The organism is Amycolatopsis sp. WAC 01375, from assembly GCF_003947325.1.
GTDB lineage: Bacteria > Actinomycetota > Actinomycetes > Mycobacteriales > Pseudonocardiaceae > Amycolatopsis.
In genome coordinates this window covers 180,556-204,417 of record NZ_QHHW01000033.1, presented here as the reverse complement: position 1 = coordinate 204,417, position 23,862 = coordinate 180,556, and the positions used below count along the sequence as shown (strand labels likewise).

The following is a 23,862-nucleotide window of genomic DNA, read 5'->3' as shown; positions in this document are numbered from 1 at the left end:
CGGCTGTGGTGGTCTGCCACGTGGAAACCCCGCGGGTGGCGGTTTTACCCTCGGGTGATGCGAAAACTCCTCATCGGCGCGGTGGTTTCGGCATTGACCCTTCTCTTTTCGACTCCGGCACAGGCGGCGACGATCCGCCCGGTGACCGGGTTCGGGAGCAATCCCGGTGCTTTGCGGATGTTCGAATACGTTCCCGACGGGCTGCCGTCCGGACGTCCGGCGGTGGTCGTGCTGCACGGCTGCACCCAGGACGCGGCCGGCTACGCGCGCGGCTCCGGCTGGGTCGGGCTCGCGGATAAGCTGCGCTTCAAACTCGTTCTGCCGCAACAGGTCTCGGCGAACAACTTCAGCAAGTGCTTCAACTGGTTCCAGGCGGGCGACATCAAGCGCGGGTCCGGGGAGGCCGAATCGATCGCGCAGATGACGCGGTACGCTGCTGGAAGCCGGACGTACGTGACCGGTCTGTCGGCGGGCGGAGCGATGACCTCGGTGCTGCTGGCGGCGTATCCGGAGCTGTTCGCGGGCGGCGGTGTCGTCGCGGGACTGCCTTACGGCTGCGCGGCTTCGATGATCGACGCGTACTCCTGCATGAACCCCGGCAAGGATCTGACCCCGGAACAGTGGGGTGACAAGGTGCGCGCCGCGGGCACGGGGCCGCGGTCGCCGGTGAGTGTCTGGCACGGGACGGCCGACTACACGGTCGCCCCGATGAACATGCGCGAGCTTGCCGAGCAGTGGACCGACGTCGGCGCCGCCGTCGACACGCACGCCGTCACCGGGATGGGGCACGGTCAGCCGATCGCGCCGGGATCCGGTTGCGGTCAGGCCGGGCCGTATCTGCTCGACGTCGGCGTGTGCGCCGCGGGAGAACTCGCGGCGAAGTGGCGGCTAGGCGAGGACGGCGTCCAGTAGCCCGGGGAACCGCGCGTGGATGTCCTCGGTCCGTAACTCGACCCAGCGGGTCCGGCCCTCGACGAACGTCGTCGTGAGGCCGGCTTCGCGTAAGACCTTCCAGTGATGGGAAAGCGTCGGCGCGCTGATCTCGACGTCGTACTCGGTGACGGCGCAGCTTCGCGGCGAAGGGTTGCTTCGCAGGGCGCGGATCAGCTCCAGGCGTACAGGATCCGCGAGCGCCTGGAGAACCGGCACGATCTCGATCTCCTCGGTCACCGGCTGCGGCAGCGTGGTGCTCACTTCGCTCCAACTGTTTGACAGTCATCGAATAGTCCGGCCACTATACCTCTCATGACGATTCGACGATCATCTAATGATCGGCTCGCTCTGGGGGCTCTGCTGGTACTCGCCGTCGGGACGTTCACCGTCGGCACCGACGGGTTCGTCCTGAACGGGCTGCTGCCCACCATTGCCGCCGACCTGCGCGTTTCCGAAGCCGCCGCGGGCCAGCTGACCACGGTCTTCGCGGTGACCTACGCGATCTCGTCGCCGCTCATCGCGGCGTTCACCGGCAAACTCGATCGGCGGTGGGTGCTCGGCGCGGGGATGGTGCTGTTCACGATCGGCATGGCCGGTCAGGCGCTCGGCGAGTCCTTCGCCGTGGTCGCCGTCGCGCGCGTGCTGGCCGCCCTCGGCGCCGCCGCGTTCCAATCCAACGCCTACGTCCTCGCCGGGGCACTGGCCTCGGACGAGCGCCGCGGCCGCGCGCTGGCCACCGTCTCCGCCGGGATGAGCGTCTCGATGGTGCTCGGCGTGCCGATCGGGGTACTCGCCGGGAACTGGTTCGGCTGGCGCGCGGTCATGTGGGGGATCGGCGCGGTGGCGGTGGTGGTGACGCTGCTCGTGCCGCTGCTGCCCGGCGTCCGGATGCCGACGGTGACCCTGCGCGCCAGGCTCGCCGTCGTCGCGCGGCCGCCGATCGCGCGCGTGCTCGGCGTAAGCGTTCTCGGTACCGCTGCGGGCTTCGCGGCCTTCGTGTACCTGCCGGTGCTGGTGGCGCCCGTGGCGGCGGGCGCGATGATCTCGTGGCTGCTCGTCGGTTTCGGGATCGGGCAGATCGCGGGCAACGCCTTCGCGGGCCGCGCGACCGACTCCCTCGGCTCCGCGCGCGTCCGCTCGATCTCGCTCGTCGGCACGGTCGCGACGCTGGCGCTGCTGGACTTCGCCGTGCTGAGCCTGCCCGGCGCCCTGGTCTTCGCGCTGGCTTCGGGGGTGTTCGGCGGGATGCTGATGGTGCCGCAGCAGCACCGGCTGTTCTCGCTGGCGCCCGACGCGCCGACGGTCGCCTTGGGGCTCAACGGTTCCGCGATCTACGGCGGCGGTGCCCTCGGTGCCGCGCTGGGTGGCGTCGTCCTGTCATCGGCGGGCGTCTGGTGGGTCGGCCCCGTTGCCGCCTTCGTCGCTCTGCTCGCCTTCGCGCTTTCGGTTCCTTCGCGGAGGCCGGTGGCCCAGCCCGCCTGACCGAAAGTGATAGCAAGGGACCCTTGCTATCGTTAGCGTGGGTACGCTAAATATCGCGCGGCCGCTCGACTTCCCCTGCTGTGGTGTCCCCAATGCGGCATCGGGGTCGGCGGGGGCACCGGGGTCACCACGGACACGCCTGCGGCGCCGAGCCCGTACTGGCGCGGCGCCACGAAAGCGTCAGGACCCCCAGCCGATGACGCCGAGCAGCGTCATCCCGGCGACGGACACCCGTTCGCGTCGCGTGAGCGCGAAGCGCCGGGATGAACGGGCCTGTCCGCCGGTGTTTCGGTCGCGAAGACCAGGGAGCCTGGGCGATCGGGTTCAGCTCGCGCGCACCCGCAGGGAGTCGAGAGCCTTGCGTACGTGGCCATCGTTGGCCGCCAGCGCCTTCGCCGCGTTCGCGACGTCCTCGCCGGACAGCAGATGGACCAGCGCGACCTTGAGGTCGCCGTCGGCCTCGGTGAGCGCGTCGGAGCAGTCCGCCATGCTCATCCCGGTGGCCTCGCGCAGGATCCGGATGGTCCGTCCGCGCAGCTTCGCGTTGGTCGCCCGCATGCTGACCATCAGGTTCGAGTAGGTGCGGCCGAGCTTGATCATCGTCGCGGTGGAGAACGCCGTGAGGATGATCTTCTGCGCCGTGCCCGCCTTCATCCGCGTCGACCCGGCGATCGCCTCGGGGCCGGTGTCCACCGCGATGAGGACATCGACCCCCGGCGGCGTCACCGCGGCCGGATTGCCCGAGACCAAAGCGGTCCGGGCGCCACGACGGCTGGCCGCGGCCAGCGCGCCGAGGACGTAGGGAGTCCGGCCGGAAGCCGTCAGCCCGAGCACGAAGTCGCCGGGGGCGACCGACTCGGTCACCTCGGCGGCTCCGGCCTTCGCGTCGTCCTCAGCGTCTTCGACGGCTTGGCGCAGCGCGCGTGCGCCGCCCGCGTGATGCGCGATGAACCAATCGGAGGGCACGTTGAACGTCGGCACGAGCTCCGCCGCGTCCAACGTCGCCAGCCTGCCGGAGGTGCCGGCCCCGAAGTAGTGCACGCGGTTTCCCGACCGCAGCGCTTCCACGGCGAAGTCGACCGCCCGTGCCACCTGCGGCAGCACCTCGGCGACGGCTTCGGGGACCCGGCGATCCTCGGCGTTGATCGCGCCGAGGATCCCCATGGTCGACATCAGGTCGATGTCGGTCGTCCGTGGATTGCGCTGTTCGGTTGGCGAATCGACGTGCACCACCTGGCGTGGGACGGTCATCATGCGCCTCACTTTTTCGCTCATTTGCCGGTTTCCCGCGGCCGCCGCCTGCCGTCGGGCCGGACGCCCAGACGGTGCGAGCCAACCGCGTCCCTGGTCGCGTCGAGCGCGTTGACCGACGCGTCCATGTGCCGCTGCGCGACACCGATGAACAGGCAGTCGATGACGGTCAGCTGCGCGATGCGACTGGCGGTCGCACCCGAGCGGAACGTCGTCTCCCGCGCGGCCGTGGTCAGTACGTGGTCGGAGACCTCGGTGATCGGCGAACGCGGGAAGTTCGTCACGGCGACGGTGATCGCGCCGTGCTCGCGGGCCACGCGCAGCGCCTCGACGGTGTCCGTGGTCGCGCCCGTGTGGGAGATGCCGATCGCGACGTCTCCCGGGCTCAGCACGGCGGCCGAGGTGAGCATGATGTGCGTGTCCGACCAGGCGAAGCTGACCCGCCCGATGCGGTGCAGCTTCTGCTGCAGGTCCGCGGCCACGAACGCGCTCGCGCCCACGCCGTAGACGTCGACCCGGCCGGCGCCCGCCAAAACGTCGATCACCCGCTGTAGCGACGGGACGTCGAGCTGGTCGGCGGTCTCCTCCACGGCACGGGCGTCCGCGAAGCTCACCTTGCCGATCACCGCGGCCAGGTCGTCCTCCGGACCGATCTCGCCGCCGAGGTTCCGGCTCGACCGGGCCTCCGTGCGGGCGGTGTCGGCCGCCAAGGCGATCCTGAGCTGCGGATATCCGCCGACACCGACGGCCTTGCAGAACCGCGTGACGGTGGTTTCGCTCGTGTTGGCCGCGAGCGCGACCTCGGTGATGCTGCGTCGTGCGACCGTCGCGGGGTCCTCGAGGACGACCTTCGCGACACGCTGTTCTGCCCGGGCGAGCCCGGGCAGGAGGGAGCGAATCCGGACAAGCGGGCTCGCGTCAGCGTCCCGTGTCGGCTGCGCCGGCACGGCCTCGGACGGTGCGGCCGCGATTACGGAATCGGTATCGCCCACCGTGGGAAAGTTACTAACCGTTGGCATCTGCGACAAGGCTACCCACACCCTTCGGGAAGATCGCAACCTATCCGTGTCTGCGGATTCGATTTGCGATTAATCGTTGACCAGAAAGTCGCTAACCAGGTCGAGGCCGTTAACGAGGTCGAGCTAACGACTTGGCAACTTAGTGTCGCGACGCAAGGGGCTGTGTCCCGGTCAACGGGGCGGTCAGGTCACCGCATCGGAACCGGCTGGTTACCTAGGGCTCAATTTCCAGCCGGTAGCGACGAAAGTAGGCGGATTATGCTCACTGTCCAGCAGTGTGCGGCCGCGTTCGGTGACTTTCACACCGTCCAAAGAAATTCCCCGTCCGGTGTAACGGGCATCGGTCGTGTAACGCCAGCGGAGGGTGATTTGTGAGCTTTGCGACACCTCGGCGGCGACCCGCCACCAAGCCCGATGGCCGTGCCCGCCGAGTCCGGGTTGGTCCCCGGCGGGAGCGCCTGGTCCGTTTGCACGCAGAGTAATCGTTTTCCAGGTGGCTCCGCCGTCGGTACTTGTTTCCAAGAAGAGCGAGTCCGAGGGACCTTCGGTGTCCACGAAGGTGGCGAAGGAGACCTTCAGCGGCCCACCGCGCGTCTGTAGCGGCGGAGTCGTGAGCGTGGCCGTGGAGACGTCCCCGGCGCCGCTGAACCACGCCTCACGGCCGTGCGCCGGGCGGACGGCCATCGCCTTCGCGAGCGAGCTCGCCCACGCCTCCCTGGCGAGGTTGATCGAGCCCCAGCTCCGCGTCGGGTGCACGCGGTTGGTGAGCAGGATCGCGAACGACCTCGACAGCGGGTCGATCACCAGCGAGGTCCCGGTGAACCCGGTGTGGCCCGCCGTCGAGGGCGCCGACAGCGCGCCCATGTACCAGGGCTGGTCGAGTTCGAAGCCGAGCCCGTGGGAGTTGTCGGGGAACTTGTGGTTGTAGTTCGTCAGCATCGACTGGACGGTCTCCGGACGCAGGATCCGCTGACCGCGGTACGCGCCGCCGTTGAGGATCGTCTGCGCCAGCACGGCCATGTCCGGCGCGGTGGAGAAGACGCCCGCGTGCCCGGCGACGCCGCCCAGCGACCAGGCGTTCTCGTCGTGGACTTCGCCGCGCACGAGCCCCCGAGGCGGCTTCGCGGCGTACTCGGTCGCCGCGACCCTGGCGAGTTTCGACAGCGGCGGGTTGTATCCGGTGTCGGCCAGGCCCAGCGGGCCGGCGATGCGGTTCTGGACCACCTTGTCCAACGGTGCCCCGGCCAGCTTTTCGACCAGGAAGCCGAGCGTCAGCAGGTTGATGTCGGAGTACAGGTACGTACTGCCGGGCGCGTTCTTCAGCGGGCTGTCGAGGACGGCCTTCCGTCGCGACGGGATGTCCGGGTAGCCCTCCCACAGCGACGGGAGCGGTGTCGCGGCGAAGCCCGAGACGTGCGTGAGCAGCTGCTGGACGGTGACGGCCTCCTTGCCGTTCACCCCGAACTCCGGCAGGTACCGCACCACCGGGGCCGAGATGTCCAGCTTGCCCGTCTCGGCCAGCTGCATCACCGCGATGGAGGTGAACAGCTTCGAGATCGAGGCCATGTCGAAGATGGTGTCCGCGCGCATCGGCACCTGCTGCTCCGGTGGCAGCTCTGTGCCCTTCGCGTCGGCGTAGCGGACAGCGCCGCCGACGGCCTGGCGCTCGACGACCACGCCGTCGTGCGCGAGCAGGCCGACTGCTCCGGAGAAGTGGGGATGCCCGGTGGCGTCCGGCTTCGTCCAGCTCTCGATGAACTGCTCGGCCGCCTTGATCGGCGCCGGGTCGAGGCCGACCTCGGAGGGCGCGCCGTCGCGCAGGACGGTGGACGCGGGCGCGAAGCCCTCACGCGGCCTGTCGAACCGGCCCGCCGCGCGGTCTCCCTGTTCTCCGGTACCCGGAATCGCCTGTGCTCCCGCCGTCGACAGCGTGGTCGCCGCGACCAGGACGGAAACAGCCGCGATCAGGATCTTCCTAACACGCAAGGTCGTTCCCCTCAGCGCTTGTCGAGGAACCCGCCACCGCGATCGACGTCGCCACGGCGCGGACCTGGTCTTTCAGGTCAAGGTGGCGGATAAGGCGCCGTGGCACCGCGATAGCGGGGCCTTCGGCCGGGGCGGGTTCACACGTTCGGTTGCTTTTCGGATGCATCTTCGGCTCCGCCGTTCCCCTCAGCGATAGATGAGATGGCGACGGCGTTTCCGGTCGAACTCGGCCAGTTCGGCCTGCCAGGACCCGACGATCTCGTCCGGCGTGGCGCCCTTGTCGATCATCGTGCGCAGCCTGTCGGAACCCGAGAGCTTGTCGAGGAAGTTGTCGGGCCGCCACTTGAACTTGTCCGGGTGCACCTGTTTCGCGGTGACGAACATGGTGACCGCGGTGCGGATGGCGTCGAACGCGCGCGGGTCCGTGATGGTCACCTGCACGCCGCCGCAAGGCTCGTTGACGAACTTGCCGAACGTCGGCACGAAGTACGCTTCACGGAACTTCACCCCGGGAAGCCGCAGTTCGCCGAGCTTTTCACGCCAGCGCCAGTCGAGGCCGGGCGCGCCGATGATCTCGAACGGCCTGGTGGTGCCGCGGCCTTCGGAGAACACGGTGCCTTCGAACATCCCGGTGCCGGGATAGACGAGCGCGGTGTCCGGCGTCGGCATGTTCGGGCTCGGCGGGACCCACGCCAGCCCGGTGCGGTCGAAGAGCTGATCACGCCGCCAGTCACGCACTTCGACGATCTCGAGCTTGCCCGGCGTGACGCCCTCGGCAGGCAGGAACTCGGCCGCGAAGAACCGCGCGAGTTCGCCGACGGTCATGCCGTGCTGCTGCACGATCGGCTTCCGGCCGACACCCGAGGCGAACGCCGGGTTCAGCATCGGTCCGGCGGCCCTGCCGCCCAGCGGATTCGGCCGGTCCAGCACGACGACCGCCGCGCCGACCTTCGCCGCCGCGACCATCGCCGTGTACAGGGACCAGATGTAGGTGTAGAACCGCGCACCGACATCGGCGATGTCGAAGACGACGGTGTCCACACCCGCCTTCGTGAACATCCCGGCGAGCTTCGTCGCGTCGGCGCCGTACGCGTCGTACACCGGCACGCCGGTGCGCGGATCGGTGTAGTCGCCCTCCGAACCGCCAGCCTGCGCGCTGCCGCGGAAACCGTGCTCCGGCCCGAACGCGGCGAGCGGCCGGACGCCGGCGGCGACCATCGAGTCGACGATGTGGTCGCCGCTCGCCAGGACACCCGTCGGATTCGACAGCACTCCGAGCTTCCGGCCGGACAGCGGTGCCCAGCCCTTGGCGGCCAGCACGTCCGCTCCGGTGCGGGTGAGCGGGGGACCTTTGCTCTCGCTTTCCGGCTGCGCCCGCGCGACCGAGGACCCGGCCGTCAGCGCGGGGACCGCGAGCGCACCGGTGGCGAGGAAGTGGCGGCGGTTGAGGTTCACCAGGTCAGCCCATGGCCGAAGGGGTACTTCACCGTGCCGACGTCCTTGCCTGCGGGGACGTCCACCGGCAGCTTGCCCTGCGGCTTCACCTTCCCGAGGATCACCTTCGCCAGCGCTTCGAGCGAAGGCGAGATGTAGCCGTACGTGGCGAGCCACGTCTTGATCGGGTTCTCGTAACCGGCGTCGTAGGGGATCTGGGCGGCGACCGCGACGACGGGTTTCCCGGTGTCGGCCAGCGCCTGCAACAGCTTGCCCTGCAAGGGATACGTGCCGACGTTGTTGGTCAGCACGACGACGAGGTCGACGTTCTTCGCCGCCGCGACGGCCTGCGCGATCTGCGCGTCGGTCGGTGTCTGGCCGGTCTGCAACGCCGTCGCCTGCGTGCCGTGCGCGGTGAGCTTCGCGGCCAGTGACGTCGTCGTGCTCACGCCCCAGCCGGTCACGAGCGTCTTCGCGGGCTGCTGCTTGAGCGGCAGGACGCCGCCGTCGTTGCGGATCGCGGTGACCGACCGGTCGGCGATGCCCTGCGCGGTCGCGAGGTTGGCCGGGGTGCCGACCTTCGACATCACCTTGGCCGGGTCGACGAACGGCGAGGTCAGGATGCCCCGGTTCAGCTTGAGCTTGAGCACCCGGAGGACGCTCTCGTCGATGCGCTGTTCGGTCAGCTCACCCTTGCGGACGGCGTCGAGCACCGAGTTGATCGCGACTTCGAGGTTCACCGGCATGAGCAGCTGGTCGATGCCCGCCTTCAGCGCCAGCACCGGGATCTCCGCGTCGCTGTGCATCTCGCGCACGGCGTCCATCGAGAGCGAGTCGGTGACGACGACACCGCGGTAACCGAGCTCCTCGCGCAGCTTGCCGGTGAGGATCGGCTTCGACAGCGTCGCGGGCTCGCCCGACGGGTCGAGGCTGGGGAACTGGATGTGCGCGCTCATGATCGAGTCGATGCCTGCCTTGATCGCGGCCTTGAACGGCGGCACGTCGGTCTCGCGCCAGCTGGCCTCGCTCCGGTCGATCCTGGGCAGCTCGTGGTGACTGTCGGTGGCGGCGTCGCCGTGACCGGGGAAGTGCTTCGCGGCAGCGGACACCGTCTCGGAGCGCCGCCCGGAGTTCTGGAAGCCCTTGACCTGTGCCGCGACGAACTCGCTCGCCAGCTCCGGACGGCCGGAGAAGGAACGGACGCCGATCACCGGGTTCGCCGGGTTCGAGTTCACGTCGGCGTCGGGGGCGAAGTCCTGGTTGATGCCGACGGCGCGCAGTTCGTGCCCGAGGATCCGGGCGGCCTCCTGCGCGGCCTTGGTGTCACGGCCGGCCGAGATCGCCATCGCGTTCGGCAGCTCGGTGGCGGGGGCACCCATCCGGGTGACCGTGCCGCCTTCCTGGTCGGTCGCGATCTGCAGCGGGATGTGGGCGCCGCTGCGGAGGGCGGCCCGCTGGAGCCCGTTCGACAGCTTGGCGACCTGCACCGGATCGTCGAAGTTGTCGCGGCTGTCGTTGTTGAAGTAGATGACGCCGCCCAGGTGGTACTTCTCGATCACCTGCGCGGGGGTGTCCACGCCGAAGTCGGCCTTGTTCTTGGCGTTGACCTCGTCGGCGGACTTCCCGTTCACCCAGGTGACGAACAGCTGCCCGACCTTCTGCTCCAGGGTCAATCCGCGCAGCGTCCGCTGCGCCTCCACGTCCGCCGTCACCGGCTGCGCGGTCGCCGGAACGGCCGTGACGGCGAGGGTGAGCAGACCCGCGAGGGGCACGGCGAGCGCATGGATCCTCCGATGACGGGCGTGCGCGGTTCGGGTCGTCACCTCAAAGCCTCCCAGATTCGTGCCTGACTCTCAGGTGGAAAGAAGTCCACCTGGAAGCACTGATATCCGGAAGCTACCCACGAGCACTTTGCTTGTCCATCGGCCACCCCCGCGATCGGTCCGTTCATACACAAAGGGACGCGAACGGGCCTGTCACGCTTGAAAACAGGGGTAAAACACTGGCGGCGCCCGTCGGCCGTAGCCGGCGGGCGCCGCCAGTCAGTGCGGGCAACTCGGGCGACCAAGCGTGCAACTCTGGTCGTACCTTCATGGACTCGGCGTCCGGCGTCCCGGTACGCAGTCCCTAGACGACGAGCCTCCCGCGGCGCGCTGCGCGTGGGTACCCGGTGTCCGCACACGGAGATTCGCCGGGGTGGAACAGGCTTCTCTTCTACCTGTTCCCTGGCCGACCGAACGTCCGCACCTACTTTCTACGCCGTGAGCCGGGTCACTTCAAGTGCGCAGACGGGTGCACCGGTACAGAGGCTCGATCTAGTGACACGGGCACCCTCCGCGACGGACAATTCGCGACCCTGGCTGCGAAAACCGGTTCGGTGCCGCCGTGTGGGTGTGCGCTCAGCGGGTGCGTTTGCGCCGGTTGTAGCCGTACCAGGTGGCCCCCGCGGCGAAGGCGCCGAGCGCCACCAGTCCCGCCGATCGCGCCGGGATCCGGGTCCGCAGCGACATCGGGTGCTCGAAGGCGAGGATCTCCCAGCCCTGCTCGGTCGCGTGCTTGCGCAGGACGCGGTCGGGGTTGACCGCGTGCGGCCGTCCGACGACTTCGAGTAGCGGGATGTCGGTGCTCGAGTCCGTGTACGCGTGGCACTGGGTGAGGTCGTAGCCGTACGTCGCCGCGAGTTGCTTCGCGGCGACGGCCTTGTTCTCGCCGTAGCAGTAGAAATCGACTTCGCCCGAGTAACGACCGTCCACGATCTGCATCCGTGTGGCCACGCTGCGCGTCGCGCCGAGCATTTCGGCGACCGGGGCGACGACCTCCTCGCCGGTCGCCGACAACACGACGACGTCGTGCCCGTCCGCGCGATGCGAGGAGATCAGTTCCGCGGCTTCCGCGTAGACGAGCGGGTCGACGACGTCGTGCAGCGTCTCGCGGACGACCGCGGACACCTGGGCGACATCCCATCCGGCGCACAGCGCGGAAACCTCGGCCCGCATCCGCTCGGTCTTCGCCGCGTCCGCGCCCGCGAGGGAGAAGACGAGCTGGGCGTACGCGCTGCGAAGCGCGGCTCGGCGGTTGATCAGGCCTTCGCGCAGAAGAGGCTTGCTGAAGGCCAGCGCGCTCGAGGAGGCGATGATCGTCTTGTCGAGATCGAAGAACGCCGCGACCGTGCTGGGCGTCGTGCTGGGTCGGTCCACCCGCCAAGGATAGGAGAGCCGGACATCGGCCCGCCCGTTGGTCGACCACGGCCGGGATATCGCGGTGGAAAATTCACGACCGCGCACCGGATCCGGCGCGTCGTGCCGTTATCGAATTGTGGGTACCGGCGTCGCCCGCAACGGGCCGGTATCGGAGTTACAGTGAGATTGTCCGGTGTAGCACCGGGCCCTGGTTCAGTCCGACCCCCCGGGGCTGAACCCCAGGCGGCCCTCGTCCCTCCCCCCTGGCGAGGGCCGCCCTCTAACTTCCCGTCTTGCCAATGGTTCAGACCTTGTCGGTCGCGAAAATCCCTTCAGGGCAAGGCTGAATCGGTCGGAGTTCGTTAACTTTCTTTTCTCTCAAGGGTTTCCGTGCGCGGTTTCGTCGAGGAACAGGGCGGACGGAAAGCCGGGAAGTGTGCCGGAAGGGACCGACAAAACCGCCGGGAAACCGATCTCCCGCCGCGGAGTTGTCCACAACACCCCGGTTGTCCACAGGCGGGACGGAACGGCGTTGTGCGCGGCCGGAAGTGGCGCGACCGTGGAGTCACAACCCGAATCCGACCGATCACTGGGGGAGCCATGACCGAAGAACATCCACTCGTCGTCGCCGGAGACGAAATCCTGCTCGACGAGATCCTGCGCGTGGCGGCGGCCGCGGGCTGCGAGGTCGAACGAGCACCGGATCTGGACGCCGCACGCGGGAGATGGGCCCGCGCGCCGCTAGTGGTGCTCGACGAGGAGGCCGCGAGCACACCGAATCGCCTGCTGCGACGGAACAAGGTCCTGCTCGTCTGCAAGGGCGCGCCGACCCCGGTGACGTGGGAGCGTGCCTTCAACACCGGTTCGGAGAAGGTCCTTTCGCTGCCGGACGAGGAAAGCGACCTCATCGGCGAGTTCGCCGACGTCGTCGACGGGCCCGCTCGGGACGACGGCGTCGTCATCGGGGTCATCGGCGGACGGGGCGGAGCGGGTGCTTCCGTACTGGCGGCCGCCGTCGCGTACCGGGCGGAGAAGTCCGGGAGCGGCGGCCTGCTCGTCGACTGCGACCCGCTCGGCGGCGGGGTCGACGTCCTCCTCGCCGCCGAACGCGATCGCGGGCCGCGCTGGCCGGAGCTCGACCTCGGCGGCAGGGTGTCGATGACCGCGCTGAGCGAAGCCTTGCCGCGAAAGAAATACGCGACCGGCTCACTGTCCTTTGTGTCCTACGGCAGGGAAGGACGCGGCCCCGGGCCCGACGCGATCGAGGGCGTGTTGTGCGCCGGTCGGCGAGCCGGCCGGACGGTCGTCTGCGATCTGCCGAGGTATTTCGGCACCGAAACGTCCGCCGTGATCGGGCTGGCCGATCTGGTCGTGGTCGTCGTCCCCGCGGAACTCCGTGCCTGCGCGGCGGCGAAACAGGTCATCGCCAGGCTCGAACCCCACGCGACCCGGATCGGGGTCGCGGTCCGCGGTCCGTCGCCCGCCGGGCTGATCCCGCAAGAGATCGCCGACGCCGTCGGCGTCCCGCTCATCACGTCGATGGGTCGCGAGCGATCCCTTTCGGCGGCCCTCGATCGCGGCGAGTTCCTTCTGAAGCCTCGCGGACACCTGGCAACGGCCGCCACCGAAGTCCTCGCGGCCGCACGCGGAAACCTGGCCGGTGCCTCGCGATGACCGACGATCTGGTCGAGCGGGTCCGGCGGCGGCTGGCCGGATCGGCCGTCCCGGCGGATCCGGTGAGCGTCGCGCGGGCGGTCCGCGCCGAAGCAGGCGGGGCGCTCGGTCAGGACGCCGTCCTCGGCGCGGTCCGGTTAGCGCGTGACGAGTTCGTCGGCGTCGGCCCGCTCGCGCCGCTTCTCGAAAAGCCTGGCGTCACCGACATTCTCGTCACCGCCCCCGATGAGGTCTGGGCCGACAACGGTGAAGGTCCCAAAGAGACGGAAGTTCGCTTCGCCGACGAGGAAGCGGTCCGCAGGCTGGCCCAGCGGCTCGCCCTCGCCGGTGGACGGCGGCTGGACGACGCGCAACCGTTCGCCGACTGCTGGCTGCCGGGGGCGGGACCGCGACGCCGGATCAGGATGCACGCGATCCTCCCGCCGATCGCGCCCGCCGGGACTTCCCTTTCGCTCCGCGTTCTCCGGCCCGCCAGTCATGATCTCGCCGAACTCCGGTTGCGCGGGGTGTTCGGCACCAGCGGTGCGGATCTGCTCGATTCGGTCATCCGGCGACGGCTCGCGTTCCTGGTGTCCGGCGGGACGGGGGCGGGCAAGACGACCCTGCTCTCCGCGCTGCTCGGCGCGGTGCCGCCGGGCGAACGCATCGTCTGCGTCGAGGACGCCGGCGAACTGCAACCGGATCATCCGCAGTTCGTCAGCCTGGTCGCCCGCCCTGCCAACGTCGAAGGCGCGGGAGAGGTCGGCCTCGGTGAGCTGGTCCGGCAGGCGTTGCGCATGCGCCCGGACCGCCTGGTCGTCGGCGAGGTGCGTGGCGCGGAGGTCTGCGCGCTGCTCAACGCGATGAACACCGGGCACGAGGGCGGGGGCTGCACCTTGCACGCCAATTCACCGATGGAGGTCCCGGCCCGGATGGAGGCGCTGGCCTCGCTCGGCGGGCTCAAACGGGACGCCCTGCACAGCCAGCTGACCGCTGCGGTGCGGGTGGTGCTCCACATGCGCCGCCTGCCGGGCGGGATCCGGCGGCTGGACGAGGTCGGCGTCCTCCGGTCGTTCCGTGGCGAGGCCAAGGTCGTCCCGATCTGGAGCAAGGGCAACTGGATCGGCGACGAGACCCCGTTCGAGGAGATGGCGGCATGACTCCCTGGTTCCTCCTCTCCTGCGGCGTGGGAGTGGCCTGCTGGCCGAGACCCGTGGCGGGCACACCGTTCGTCTGGCGGCCGCCCCGAGCCGTCCGCGCGGGCTGGTGGCCGCTGCCCGCGTTGCTCGTCCTGCCGGTCCTCGGGATCGGCTGGGCGGTGGCGACGCTCGTGGTGATCTTGACCGTCCGCCAGGAGCACCGATGGCGGGCACGGGCGAAGGCGGCGCTGGCCGAAGCCGAACTCACCGCCTCCGTGCTGCGGACGATGATCGGCGAGCTCCGGGCGGGTGCCCATCCGGTGGCGGCTCTCGAAGCCACCGCGGCGGCGGTGCCCGCGGCGTCCGAACGGCTGCGCGGGCTCAGTGCGGCCGCCCGGCTCGGCGGCGAGATCGCCGATCCGGACGCGCCACCGGCGCTGGTGAACGCCTGGACCCTCGCGAACCGGTTCGGGCTTCCGATGGCCGACGTGCTCGACGCCGCGCGACGGGACGCCGAGACGGAGATCGGCTTCCGGCGCCGTCTCAAAGCCAAGATGGCCGGTCCGCGGGCGAGCGCCGCCGTGCTCGCCGTCCTCCCGCTGGTGTGCCTGCCACTCGGCGAGGCGATGGGGGCGAGCCCGGTCGGCGTCCTCACCGGGACGGGTGCCGGTCAGTTCCTGCTCGTCGTCGGCAGCGGGCTCATCTGGGCGGGCACGGCCTGGTGCCGGGCACTCACCGGGCGGGTGGCGCCGTGCTGACCGGAGCGGCGTTGATCCTGCTGGGCGGTGCCGTCTTCTCCTGGCCGTATGTCGCCGCCCGGACCGTCGCGCGGCCGGGACGCCTCCTCGCCTGGCTCCGGGAACGGTCGTCCCGGGACAAAGGCGTCTCCGAACTCCTTCGGTCCGCCGCCACACTCGACCTGCTGGCCGCCTGCCTGGCGGGTGGGCTGCCGGTGCCCGTCGCGCTCGAGGCCGTCGTACCGGCCGCGTCACCGAAGACAGCGGCGGCGCTGCGTTCGGTGACGGCGCACCTCGCCGTGGGTATCGGACCGGCGGAAGCCTGGGCGCCGATCCGCGATCGGCCCGGCCTGACCGAACTGTCCGTCGCCGCCGTCCGCACGGCGAGAGCGGGCACCGCGCTCGCGACCCACGCGAAGGACCTTGCGCGAAGACTGCGCGAGTCGCTCTCCGCCGAGGCCGAGGAACGCGCCGAACGGGCCGGAGTGCTGCTCGCGGCCCCGATCGGCCTCTGCTTCCTCCCCGCGTTCCTCTGCCTCGGCGTCCTGCCCGTCGTGCTCGGCCTCGCCGGTCGTCTCGGCGGCCTCTTCTGACAACCGAAGGCCCCGCTATCGCGGTGGCAGGACGCCCTGTCGATCACCGTGACGTCGGAAGACCAGGCAGCGTCCTGCCGACGTCGATCGCGGTCGCGGGTTCACCGACACACTGAACCGAAAGGCGATTCCATGTACAAGCTCCCCACCTTCCGAGACGACGACGGCATGGCGACGATTGAATACGCCATCGCCACCTTGGCCGCCGCCGCGCTGGCCGCCGTCCTCTACCTGGTCGTCAGCAGCGAGGCCGTCGTCTCCGGGCTCACCGGGCTCATCGAGCGGGCCTTGTCGGTGAAGTTCTGATGCCCGACCGCGGATCCGTCACGGTGGAGGCCGCGCTCGGTATCGGCGCGCTGACCTTCGTCTCGACACTGCTGTTCGCCGGGATCGGGGTCGCCGCCGACCAGCTTCGCTGCACCGACGCGGCTCGCGAGGCGGCTCGGCTCCTCGCCCGCGGGCAACCCGCTCGTGCCGAGCAGGCGGTGCGGGAGATCGCGCCGCCCGGCGCGCGACTGGACGTCGTCCGCGAAGGCGACGCCATCTCCGCCGGTGTCGAGGCCGAACCGGTGGCCGGACTCCTGCCGGGAATCCGGCTGAACTCCCGTGCCTTCGCCATCGCTGAGCCGGGGAGCGGGCCGTGACCGCGGACGATCGCGGCGTCGCGACCGCGTGGACCGCCTCGATCGTCGCCGTCCTGATCGGCGCGGCGGCGTTCGTCTTCTGGATCGGCGCCGCCGTCACGACCCGGCACCGCGCCGAGGCCGCCGCCGATCTGGCGGCGCTAGCGGCGGCCTCGCACGCGACGGACGGCCCCGGCGTGGCCTGCGAACGGGCGCTGCAGGTCGCCGTCCGGATGTCGGTCACGCTCCTGACCTGCCGGTGGGAACGCGGCGACGCCCTGGTCGAGGTGCGATCCGAGCCGTCGGGACACCTGGCGGCCATCGGACGGGCCGAGGCACGCGCCAGGGCCGGTCCGGTCGACCGGCCACCGTGACGGGCGTCGCACGGTGAACGGTCGCCGGGCGGTGACCGGCCGGTAGTACGCGCGAGTAACCGCTGGGCGCGGGCAGCGGTCGTTGACGCACGGCGAGCGGTCGAAACCATGATCAGCGCTCCGCCGAACGGTCGTCCGCCGCTCACCGTTAGCGCCGTCACGGAGGCTGGAAGCCCAGGTCGGCTGCGACGAACGGCCCAGGCCCGGTCGGAGACGGCGGTTAACCGGACGTCCGGCGTTCGGTCCGTCCGGTCGCACTACCGCGCGTTCATCGCTGCGTAACCGCCGGTTGTCGCGTGAGGTCTTCTCCCGATGTGCAACTTGCCGTTTATTGAGATGTGCGCCACTTCGAAAAGTTCGCCGAGGCCGGTGCGACAGAGACAGACACAGGACAGAGTTGACCTGAGGCAGGGACAGTAATGTTGGACGCGAATTGGCCGGACAGCTGGCGGGGCGCCTTCCGCATCGAAATGCGTGCGGAGGCGATCGGTCTCGCCTGGCGTGGCTGGCCGGTGCTCCCGGGTGCCGAGCCCGCGGCGCTCAACGCCGACGGTGACGACCTCACCTGGCGGCGTCCCGTCCCGGCCCAGGACAACTGGCGCGAACTGACCGAGACCCACCCGCACGAGGCCGCCACCTGGTTCGGCGACGAAACGCACAGCCTGCTCGTGGCCACCGGCACCGTGCTGGACGCCATCGAGGTCGACGACGAGCTCGGCAAGGCCGCTGCCCGCCTGCTGCGCGCCACCGGTCACCCGGCGCCGATCGTCGCGATGCCGAACGGTCGCTGGCTGTTCCTCACCACCGTCGCCACGACCATCCCGCGGGAACTGGCCGACGACGCTTCGATCCAGTGGCACGGCGCGAACGACTACATCCCGCTGCCCCCGTCGCCGTTCCAGCACGGTGTCGTGCACTGGCGGGTCAAACCCGAGGTCTGGGGCTGGCAGCTGCCCGAGGCCACCGAGGTGCACGACGTGCTCGTCCGTGCGCTGGCCGGTGACAAGGCCGCCACCCCCGTGGCGACCCTGAGCACCGCCGCCTGATCAACCCACAATTTCAAGCCAACAGGTGGCCGGACCGGGACCCGTGCTGACGCAACGCCCCGAGCACGGTGTCCAGAACAGCCACCGCCCCCGCCTTGTCCAGCGGATCGTTGCCGTTCCCGCACTTCGGCGACTGGACGCAGGACGGGCAGCCGGCCGGGCACTCGCAGGAAACGATCGCCTCCCGCGTTGCGGCCAGCCAAGGGACAATTGCGGCAAACCCGCGATCGGCGAATCCCGCACCCCCGGGATGGCCATCGTGCACGAACACCGTCGCCTCCCCGGTGTCTTCGTGCCACGCGGTCGACACCCCGCCGATGTCCCAGCGGTCGCACGTAGCGAACAGCGGTAGCAGGCCGATCGCCGCGTGCTCGGCGGCATGCAGGGCACCGGGGACGCGCGCCGGATCCAATCCGGCGCCCGTCCCCGGTGCTCCGCCAAGTTCCCCGGTCCCCACCCTGGAGCCTCCGGTCCCCACCGGCTCCAGAACCCCGGCCCCCGGCCGATGGCCCCCGGTCCCCGCCACGCCATCGGACAGACCGAGCAGTTCCGCCGAGATCGTGTACCAGACGGCGCGGGTGTGCAGGCTCTGCTCCGGCAGGTCGAGCGGGGTCTGGTCCAGCACCTCGCCCGACGGACGCCTTCGCAAGTAGCCGACCACTTGCGAACTCACCGACACCTCGCCGAGGTTCACCGTGATCCCGCCGTGCGTCCGCGTCTCCTCGGTGCGCAGCACGCTGATGTCGACGATCTCGCGCGGTGACGTGGTCCAGTCCGGATCCTCCGCGTGCACCAATGCGAGACCCGTCTCCAGATCCAGTTCGTCGACCACATAGGACGAACCCTGGTGCAGGTACACCGCGCCGGGATGCACCGCGTAGCAGGCGGAACCCGGGTCGACCGTGCCCAGCATCCGGCCGGAATCGGCTTCCACCACGGCGATCTGCTCGCCGCCGGAACCGCGGATGCCGACCTCGGAATGCGGCCGGTCGCGCGAAGTCCAGTACCAGCCGCTCGTGCGGCGCCGGATGATCTTCTCCTTGACCAGGTCGGCGAGCACGGCACGCGCCGCGTCACCGCCGAAGGCCGCGACCTCCGGTTCCGTCAGCGGGAGTTCGGCGATGGCGCAGGCCAGTTGAGGCCCCAGCACATAAGGATTCGACGGGTCGAGGACGGCGGCCTCCACCGGCCGGTCCAGGATCGCGGCCGGATGGTGCACAAGATAGGTGTCCAGCGGATCGTCGCGGGCCACGAACACGACAAGTGCCGCGTCACCCGCTCGCCCGGCCCGGCCGGCCTGCTGCCAGAAAGACGCGAGCGTCCCCGGGTAACCGGCCAGCACCACCGCGTCCAGCCCGGCGATGTCGACGCCGAGTTCGAGCGCGTTCGTCGTCGCGACACCGAGCAGCCGCCCGGAGAGCAACGCCGCTTCGAGGGCACGCCGCTCCTCCGGCAGGTACCCGGAGCGGTACGCGGCGACGGATTCCGCCAAAGAACCGTCCACTTCGGACAGAATCCGCCGGGCGCCGAGAGCGGTCAGCTCCGCTCCTCGCCGCGATCGGACGAACGCCAGCGAGCGGGCGCCCTCGATGACCAGTTCGGCCAGGATTCGGGACGCCTCGGCGCCGGCCGAGCGCCGCACCGGCGCCCCGTTCTCACCCGAAAGTTCCGACAGCAGCGGGGGTTCCCACAACGCGACCGTGCGGGCGCCGCGCGGCGAACCGTCCTCGGTGACCGGGACACAGTCCTGTCCGGAGAGCTTCGCGGCGAACGCCGCCGGATCCGCCGTGGTCGCGGACGCGAGGACGAAGACCGGCGAGGCGCCGTAGTACGCCGCGACCCTTCGCAGCCTGCGCAGCAGCAGTGCGACATGGGAACCGAAGACGCCGCGGTAGCTGTGGCATTCGTCGACGACGACGAACGAGAGCCGCCGGAAGAACCGTGACCAGCGCGCGTGTGACGAGAGGATCCCGCGGTGCAGCATGTCCGGGTTCGTGAACACCCAGTTCGCGTGCGCGCGGACCCAGTCCCGCTCTTCCAGTGGGGTGTCGCCGTCGAACGACGCCGCCCGCGCCTTCTTGATGTCCAAAGAGGACACGGCGCGCAACTGGTCGGCGCCGAGTGCCTTGGTCGGGGACAGGTACAGCGCCGTGGCCCGCTCGTCCTCGACCAGTGCCGAGAGCACCGGCAACTGGTACGCGAGCGACTTGCCCGACGCGGTGCCAGTGGAGATCACGACGTGTTCGCCGTCGCGAGCCAGCGACGCGGCTTCCGCCTGATGCCGCCACGGCGCCTTGACGCCGTTCGCCCTCAGCGCCTCGACGACCGGAGCCGCCGCCCACTCCGGCCAGTCCACCGAATCCGCCGGGCGTGACGGCAGTTCGGCCACATGGGTGACCGGGTACAGCGAAGCCGGGATTCCCGCCGTCGCGCGGTCGAGAAGCCGCCGACCCTTACCGGATTCCGCCGTGCCGTCCACCTTCGGAAGCTTCGCACAGCGCACCGACGGAAACGGGCCGCCGCCGGACGAAACGAGCACTGGAACGGGCCGCCGGTGATCGATACAGTGACCAGCCTCACAAGATTACGGAACGTGCGGTGGCGGGGACGCCTTGCCGCCCTCCATCCCACTACCAATACACTCCCGCAATCCACACCGTCTGTGGCGAGCGTCATGTGAGACGTGCCTTGCAGTGCGACTAGCGTGACGTTCGGCTCGGATCCCCATGCCAGCGCACGAGCCGCCGGTTCCATCGGCGGATCGTCGTTGGCCAACGGCGACGTCTCCAGGAGGACGAATGTCCCGGCAGTTCCTCGCGGAGGGCGACCTCACGCTCTCCGGAGGTGGTTACACCATCGTCGGTGTGATCGCCGTGGTCGCCCTTGCCGCACTGGTCATCGGCTACGTTCTGCTCAAGGAGGTTCTGGCCGCTGGCCAGGGCACCTCCAAGATGCAGGACATCGCGAAGGCAGTGCAGGAAGGCGCGGCTGCCTATCTCAAACGGCAGCGCAACACCCTCGTGATCTTCGGGGGAATCGTGTTCGTGTTGCTCTTCGCTTTGCCGGCCGAAGACTGGAACGAGAAGATCGGCAGGTCCCTCTTCTTCCTGGTCGGCGCGGGGTTCTCCTTCGCGATCGGCTACCTCGGCATGTGGCTGGCGACGCAGGCGAACCTGCGTGTCGCGGCCGCTTCGCGTGAGCCCGGCGGTCGCGAAAAGGCGATGCGACTGGCGTTCCGCACCGGCGGCGTCGTCGGCATGATCACCGTCGGTCTCGGCCTCTTCGGCGCCGCGGTGGTCGTCCTGGTCTACACCGGACAGGCTCCGAAGGTGTTGGAGGGCTTCGGTTTCGGTGCCGCGCTGATCGCGATGTTCATGCGTGTCGGCGGCGGCATCTTCACGAAGGCCGCCGACGTCGGCGCCGACCTGGTCGGCAAGGTCGAGCAGGGCATCCCCGAGGACGACCCGCGCAACGCGGCCACCATCGCCGACAACGTCGGTGACAACGTGGGCGACTGCGCCGGGATGGCGGCGGACCTCTTCGAGTCGTACGCGGTCATGCTCGTGGCGGCGCTGATCCTGGGTAGCACCGCCTTCGGCGTGCACGGCCTGATCTTCCCGCTCATCGTTCCCGCCATCGGCGTGATCACCGCGGTCATCGGTGTCTACATCACCAAGGCCAAGGCGGGCGAAGGCGGTCTGGTCACGATCAACCGCTCGTTCTACATCTCCGCGGGGATTTCCGCGGTGCTTTCGACGATCGCGGCGTTCGTCTACCTGCCCGGTTCGTTCTCCGAGTTCGGCCAGGCGTTCGCGGGCAAGTCCGGCAACCCGGCGCTGATCGCGACCCTCTCGGTGATCATCGGCATCGTGCTCGCCGCGATCATCCTCAAGCTCACCGGTTACTACACCGGCACCGAGTACAAGCCGGTCAAGGAGGTCGGCAAGTCGTCGGAAACCGGTGCGGCGACGGTGATCCTGGCCGGTATCTCGGTCGGTTTCGAATCCGCCGTGTACACCGCGCTGGTCATCGGCGCGGCCGTTTTCGGAGCCTTCCTCGTCGGTGGCGGCGTCGCGCTGTTCGCCGTGGCGCTGGCCGGTACCGGTCTGCTCACCACCGTCGGTGTCATCGTCGCCATGGACACCTTCGGCCCGATTTCGGACAACGCGCAGGGCATCGCCGAGATGTCGGGTGACGTCGACGAGGACGCCGCGCAGATCCTGACCGAGCTCGACGCGGTCGGCAACACCACCAAGGCCATCACCAAGGGCATCGCGATCGCCACGGCGGTCCTCGCGGCGACGGCGCTGTTCGGGTCCTATCAGGACGCGATCACCAAGGCGATCGGCGATGGCAAGGAATTCGTCGCGAACATCGTCGGCCCGGAGACGCTCGTCGGTGTGATCATCGGCGCCGCGGTCGTGTTCCTGTTCTCCGGTCTCGCGGTCAACGCGGTGTCCCGTGCCGCCGGCGCGGTCGTCTACGAAGTGCGCCGCCAGTTCCGCGACATCCCGGGGATCATGGAGGGCACCACGCGGCCCGAGTACGGCCGTGTCGTCGACATCGTCACGCGCGACTCGCTGCGTGAGCTGACCACTCCCGGTCTGCTCGCGGTCTTCGCCCCGATCGCGGTCGGTTTCGGCCTCGGCACCGGCGCGCTCGCCGGTTACCTTGGCGGTGCGATCGCGACCGGCACCCTGATGGCGATCTTCCTCGCCAACTCCGGTGGTGCCTGGGACAACGCGAAGAAGCTCGTGGAGGACGGAAGTCACGGCGGCAAGGGTTCGGACGCGCACGAGGCCACCATCATCGGTGACACCGTCGGCGACCCGTTCAAGGACACCGCCGGTCCGGCGATCAACCCGCTGATCAAGGTGATGAACCTGGTGTCGGTGCTGATCGCCCCGGCGGTCGTGCAGTTCTCGATCGGCCCGGACGCCAACATCGGCGTCCGGATCGGGATCTCGCTGGTCGCCGTCGCGATCATCGTCGCCGCGATCGTCGTCTCCAAGCGCCGCGAGTCGGTCCTTTCCGACACGCCCGCGGAAGCGAAGGCGTAACGCCGAAAGTTCTGCTCCGCCGGGCCCGCCACGATTTCCGTGGCGGGCCCGGCGGCTTTCCGGCGCAGGCTAATCTCTGCGCGTCACGCCGAACCGATCCGGGGGAGTCCCTGCCATGAGGCGTTCGATCGTCCTGTTCGCCGCTGTTCTCCTGCTGGCGGGCTGCGGTGGCGCCGAGCAGGCGGCCGCCCCTTCTCCTTCTTCTCCCGCTCCCGTGGCCGGGGGTTCGTGGATGGACGGTTTCTGCGGTTCGCTGATCGACTTCGCCAAGATCGGTGACTTCACCATGCCCGACTTCGAGCAGGACGACGTCGCCAGCGCGCGGAGGGTGATGGACGAGGCCTTCGGGGTGTTCGCGCCCGGTTTCGACAACGCGGTCACGGGCCTGCGGAAGCTCGGCCAGGCACCCAGCGCGGAAGCGGACGCGGCACGAAAGAGCATCGTCGACGCGTTGACGCCGATCCGGGACGAGGTCCTCGCCGCGAAGGCCGCGCTGGACGCCGCGCCGAAGGACGACAAGAGGGCCGTGGCGGCCGCCGCGGCCGCTTTCCGGCAGATCGGCTCCGACATCAACGACATGCCCGACCCGTTCCAGCAGCTGGAAACGAACGCGTCGCTGAAAGCGCTGGCCGCACAGGCGCCGAACTGCAAGAAGCTGCCTTCCTGACCCTTCTTGCCGCCACGTTGATTTGCATTGCCCACCGGTATCGGTACCGTCGGGGGCCAATCGGGAAGTCGTCAGGTCGGGAGGTGTTTTCGTGCGGCCGCGGTTCACCGTCCTTGCCGCGCTAGCAACAGGTATCGGGCTCGGCCTCGCCGGGTGCGGGCAGCAGCCCGCGGTGACTTCCCACGCCAGACAAGAAGGTCTCGCGACGGTCAGCGCGTCGGAGGCCGACCCCGCCTCCGCTTGGGCGGAGGGATACTGCGGCGCGGCGGGCGGACTCGTCCGGACGCTGGCGACGTTGCCCAGCGTCGATCCGAGCTCGCCGCAGCAGGCTTCGCGTACCTCCAGCGAGCTGATGGCCTCGGTGGTCCGAGGGCTGGACCGCACCACCGCAGCGCTCGAGCACCTCGGCCCGGCCCCGGTCGCCGGCGGCGACACCTCGCGAACGGCCGCCGTCGTCCAGCTCGAAGGCATCCGCGCCCGCGCCGACGACGTCCGCCACCGTCTCGACTCCTCAGCCGACCCCGAAGCGACGAAAACCGCGCTTCGCGACGCGAGGACGTCGCTCGACGAACTAGACCGCCTCGACCTTCTCAGGGGCCTTAGCGACGTCCCTCAGCTCGCCGCGGCGAGCAGCCGGATCCCGATTTGCCAGGAATTGGTCAAACAACCTCGTTGAGTCACCGCCT

General features: G+C 69.7%; 21 protein-coding genes. 13 read left to right on the top strand and 8 right to left on the bottom strand.

Annotation, left to right across the window (positions count from 1 at the left end; translation table 11 throughout):
• Positions 1-57 precede the first annotated feature (57 nt).
• Positions 58-912 carry a PHB depolymerase family esterase gene (locus DL991_RS22015; protein WP_125786221.1) on the top strand — a complete coding sequence of 285 codons (855 nt, stop codon included), beginning with the start codon at positions 58-60 and terminating at the stop codon, positions 910-912.
• Here DL991_RS22015 and DL991_RS22010 read toward each other — a convergent pair.
• Positions 889-1,194, bottom strand: a complete 306-nt coding sequence (locus DL991_RS22010; protein WP_125786220.1) for a helix-turn-helix transcriptional regulator — start codon at positions 1,192-1,194, stop codon at positions 889-891. The genes DL991_RS22015 and DL991_RS22010 overlap by 24 nt on opposite strands.
• A 51-nt stretch (positions 1,195-1,245) precedes the next feature.
• Between DL991_RS22010 and DL991_RS22005 the strand changes: the two genes are divergently transcribed.
• Positions 1,246-2,415 carry an MFS transporter gene (locus DL991_RS22005; RefSeq protein WP_125786219.1) on the top strand — a complete coding sequence of 390 codons (1,170 nt, stop codon included), beginning with the start codon at positions 1,246-1,248 and terminating at the stop codon, positions 2,413-2,415.
• 324 nt (positions 2,416-2,739) lie between these two features.
• Here the strand turns inward: DL991_RS22005 and DL991_RS21995 are convergent, their stop codons facing one another.
• The 6 genes from DL991_RS21995 to DL991_RS21970 all read right to left on the bottom strand — a co-directional run bounded on the left by DL991_RS21995 (position 2,740) and on the right by DL991_RS21970 (position 11,302).
• Entirely contained in the window at positions 2,740-3,669 is a 930-nt protein-coding gene (locus DL991_RS21995) for an N-acetylmuramic acid 6-phosphate etherase (protein WP_125786218.1), read from the bottom strand.
• A gap of 17 nt (positions 3,670-3,686) precedes the next feature.
• On the bottom strand, positions 3,687-4,685 hold the full coding sequence (locus tag DL991_RS21990) for a MurR/RpiR family transcriptional regulator (RefSeq protein WP_370307155.1): 999 nt from the start codon (positions 4,683-4,685) through the stop codon (positions 3,687-3,689).
• Between the two features lie 210 nt (positions 4,686-4,895).
• Positions 4,896-6,671, bottom strand: a complete 1,776-nt coding sequence (locus DL991_RS21985; protein WP_125786217.1) for a serine hydrolase — start codon at positions 6,669-6,671, stop codon at positions 4,896-4,898.
• Between the two features lie 186 nt (positions 6,672-6,857).
• The gene (locus DL991_RS21980; protein WP_125786216.1) at positions 6,858-8,126 is read right to left on the bottom strand and encodes an exo-beta-N-acetylmuramidase NamZ domain-containing protein; all 1,269 of its coding nucleotides are present in this window, start codon (positions 8,124-8,126) and stop codon (positions 6,858-6,860) included.
• The gene (locus tag DL991_RS21975) at positions 8,123-9,928 is read right to left on the bottom strand and encodes a glycoside hydrolase family 3 protein (protein WP_125786215.1); all 1,806 of its coding nucleotides are present in this window, start codon (positions 9,926-9,928) and stop codon (positions 8,123-8,125) included. The genes DL991_RS21980 and DL991_RS21975 overlap by 4 nt, the downstream gene beginning before the upstream one ends.
• Positions 9,929-10,504: 576 nt before the next feature.
• On the bottom strand, positions 10,505-11,302 hold the full coding sequence (locus DL991_RS21970; protein WP_125786214.1) for an HAD family phosphatase: 798 nt from the start codon (positions 11,300-11,302) through the stop codon (positions 10,505-10,507).
• A 582-nt stretch (positions 11,303-11,884) separates the two neighbouring features.
• Here DL991_RS21970 and ssd point away from each other — a divergent pair.
• The 8 genes from ssd (at position 11,885) to DL991_RS21930 (ending at position 17,449) form a co-directional block, all read left to right on the top strand.
• Positions 11,885-12,958, top strand: a complete 1,074-nt coding sequence (ssd, locus tag DL991_RS21965) for a septum site-determining protein Ssd (protein ID WP_125786213.1) — start codon at positions 11,885-11,887, stop codon at positions 12,956-12,958.
• On the top strand, positions 12,955-14,097 hold the full coding sequence (locus DL991_RS21960) for a TadA family conjugal transfer-associated ATPase (RefSeq protein ID WP_125786212.1): 1,143 nt from the start codon (positions 12,955-12,957) through the stop codon (positions 14,095-14,097). Before ssd ends, DL991_RS21960 begins: the two co-directional genes overlap by 4 nt.
• A complete protein-coding gene (locus tag DL991_RS21955; protein WP_125786211.1) occupies positions 14,094-14,834 on the top strand; it encodes a type II secretion system F family protein in 741 nt (246 codons plus the stop codon). The genes DL991_RS21960 and DL991_RS21955 overlap by 4 nt, the downstream gene beginning before the upstream one ends.
• Positions 14,828-15,406, top strand: a complete 579-nt coding sequence (locus tag DL991_RS21950) for a type II secretion system F family protein (protein ID WP_125786210.1) — start codon at positions 14,828-14,830, stop codon at positions 15,404-15,406. Before DL991_RS21955 ends, DL991_RS21950 begins: the two co-directional genes overlap by 7 nt.
• A 132-nt stretch (positions 15,407-15,538) precedes the next feature.
• Complete coding sequence (locus tag DL991_RS21945; protein ID WP_125786209.1) at positions 15,539-15,712, top strand: DUF4244 domain-containing protein; 174 nt, start codon at positions 15,539-15,541, stop codon at positions 15,710-15,712.
• Positions 15,712-16,050 carry a TadE family type IV pilus minor pilin gene (locus DL991_RS21940; protein ID WP_125786208.1) on the top strand — a complete coding sequence of 113 codons (339 nt, stop codon included), beginning with the start codon at positions 15,712-15,714 and terminating at the stop codon, positions 16,048-16,050. The genes DL991_RS21945 and DL991_RS21940 overlap by 1 nt, the downstream gene beginning before the upstream one ends.
• On the top strand, positions 16,047-16,403 hold the full coding sequence (locus tag DL991_RS21935; RefSeq protein ID WP_125786207.1) for an Rv3654c family TadE-like protein: 357 nt from the start codon (positions 16,047-16,049) through the stop codon (positions 16,401-16,403). The genes DL991_RS21940 and DL991_RS21935 overlap by 4 nt, the downstream gene beginning before the upstream one ends.
• Positions 16,404-16,822: 419 nt before the next feature.
• Complete coding sequence (locus DL991_RS21930; RefSeq protein ID WP_125786206.1) at positions 16,823-17,449, top strand: bifunctional DNA primase/polymerase; 627 nt, start codon at positions 16,823-16,825, stop codon at positions 17,447-17,449.
• A 13-nt stretch (positions 17,450-17,462) separates the two neighbouring features.
• Here the strand turns inward: DL991_RS21930 and DL991_RS21925 are convergent, their stop codons facing one another.
• Positions 17,463-19,928: a DEAD/DEAH box helicase gene (locus tag DL991_RS21925; RefSeq protein WP_125786205.1), complete on the bottom strand. Its 2,466-nt coding sequence runs from the start codon at positions 19,926-19,928 to the stop codon at positions 17,463-17,465.
• A 319-nt stretch (positions 19,929-20,247) separates the two neighbouring features.
• Here DL991_RS21925 and DL991_RS21920 point away from each other — a divergent pair, with 319 nt between their 5' ends.
• The 3 genes from DL991_RS21920 (at position 20,248) to DL991_RS21910 (ending at position 23,852) form a co-directional block, all read left to right on the top strand.
• Complete coding sequence (locus DL991_RS21920) at positions 20,248-22,509, top strand: sodium-translocating pyrophosphatase (RefSeq protein WP_125786204.1); 2,262 nt, start codon at positions 20,248-20,250, stop codon at positions 22,507-22,509.
• Between the two features lie 115 nt (positions 22,510-22,624).
• Complete coding sequence (locus tag DL991_RS21915; protein WP_233598933.1) at positions 22,625-23,176, top strand: hypothetical protein; 552 nt, start codon at positions 22,625-22,627, stop codon at positions 23,174-23,176.
• A gap of 91 nt (positions 23,177-23,267) precedes the next feature.
• Positions 23,268-23,852, top strand: coding sequence for a hypothetical protein (locus tag DL991_RS21910; protein WP_125786203.1), 585 nt, complete (start codon positions 23,268-23,270; stop codon positions 23,850-23,852).
• Positions 23,853-23,862 lie beyond the last annotated feature (10 nt).

Excerpts from the sequence above, each read along its gene's own strand:
- DL991_RS21995 (WP_125786218.1), bottom strand. The coding sequence starts at position 3,669 with ATGATGACCGTCCCACGCCAGGTGGTGCACGTCGATTCGCCAACCGAA.
- DL991_RS21915 (WP_233598933.1), top strand. The coding sequence starts at position 22,625 with ATGAGGCGTTCGATCGTCCTGTTCGCCGCTGTTCTCCTGCTGGCGGGC.
- DL991_RS21955 (WP_125786211.1), top strand. The coding sequence starts at position 14,094 with ATGACTCCCTGGTTCCTCCTCTCCTGCGGCGTGGGAGTGGCCTGCTGG.
- DL991_RS22015 (WP_125786221.1), top strand. The coding sequence starts at position 58 with ATGCGAAAACTCCTCATCGGCGCGGTGGTTTCGGCATTGACCCTTCTC.
- DL991_RS22005 (WP_125786219.1), top strand. The coding sequence starts at position 1,246 with ATGACGATTCGACGATCATCTAATGATCGGCTCGCTCTGGGGGCTCTG.
- DL991_RS21930 (WP_125786206.1), top strand. The coding sequence starts at position 16,823 with ATGTTGGACGCGAATTGGCCGGACAGCTGGCGGGGCGCCTTCCGCATC.
- DL991_RS21940 (WP_125786208.1), top strand. The coding sequence starts at position 15,712 with ATGCCCGACCGCGGATCCGTCACGGTGGAGGCCGCGCTCGGTATCGGC.
- DL991_RS21960 (WP_125786212.1), top strand. The coding sequence starts at position 12,955 with ATGACCGACGATCTGGTCGAGCGGGTCCGGCGGCGGCTGGCCGGATCG.
- DL991_RS21920 (WP_125786204.1), top strand. The coding sequence starts at position 20,248 with ATGTCCCGGCAGTTCCTCGCGGAGGGCGACCTCACGCTCTCCGGAGGT.
- DL991_RS21990 (WP_370307155.1), bottom strand. The coding sequence starts at position 4,685 with ATGCCAACGGTTAGTAACTTTCCCACGGTGGGCGATACCGATTCCGTA.
- ssd (WP_125786213.1), top strand. The coding sequence starts at position 11,885 with ATGACCGAAGAACATCCACTCGTCGTCGCCGGAGACGAAATCCTGCTC.
- DL991_RS21945 (WP_125786209.1), top strand. The coding sequence starts at position 15,539 with ATGTACAAGCTCCCCACCTTCCGAGACGACGACGGCATGGCGACGATT.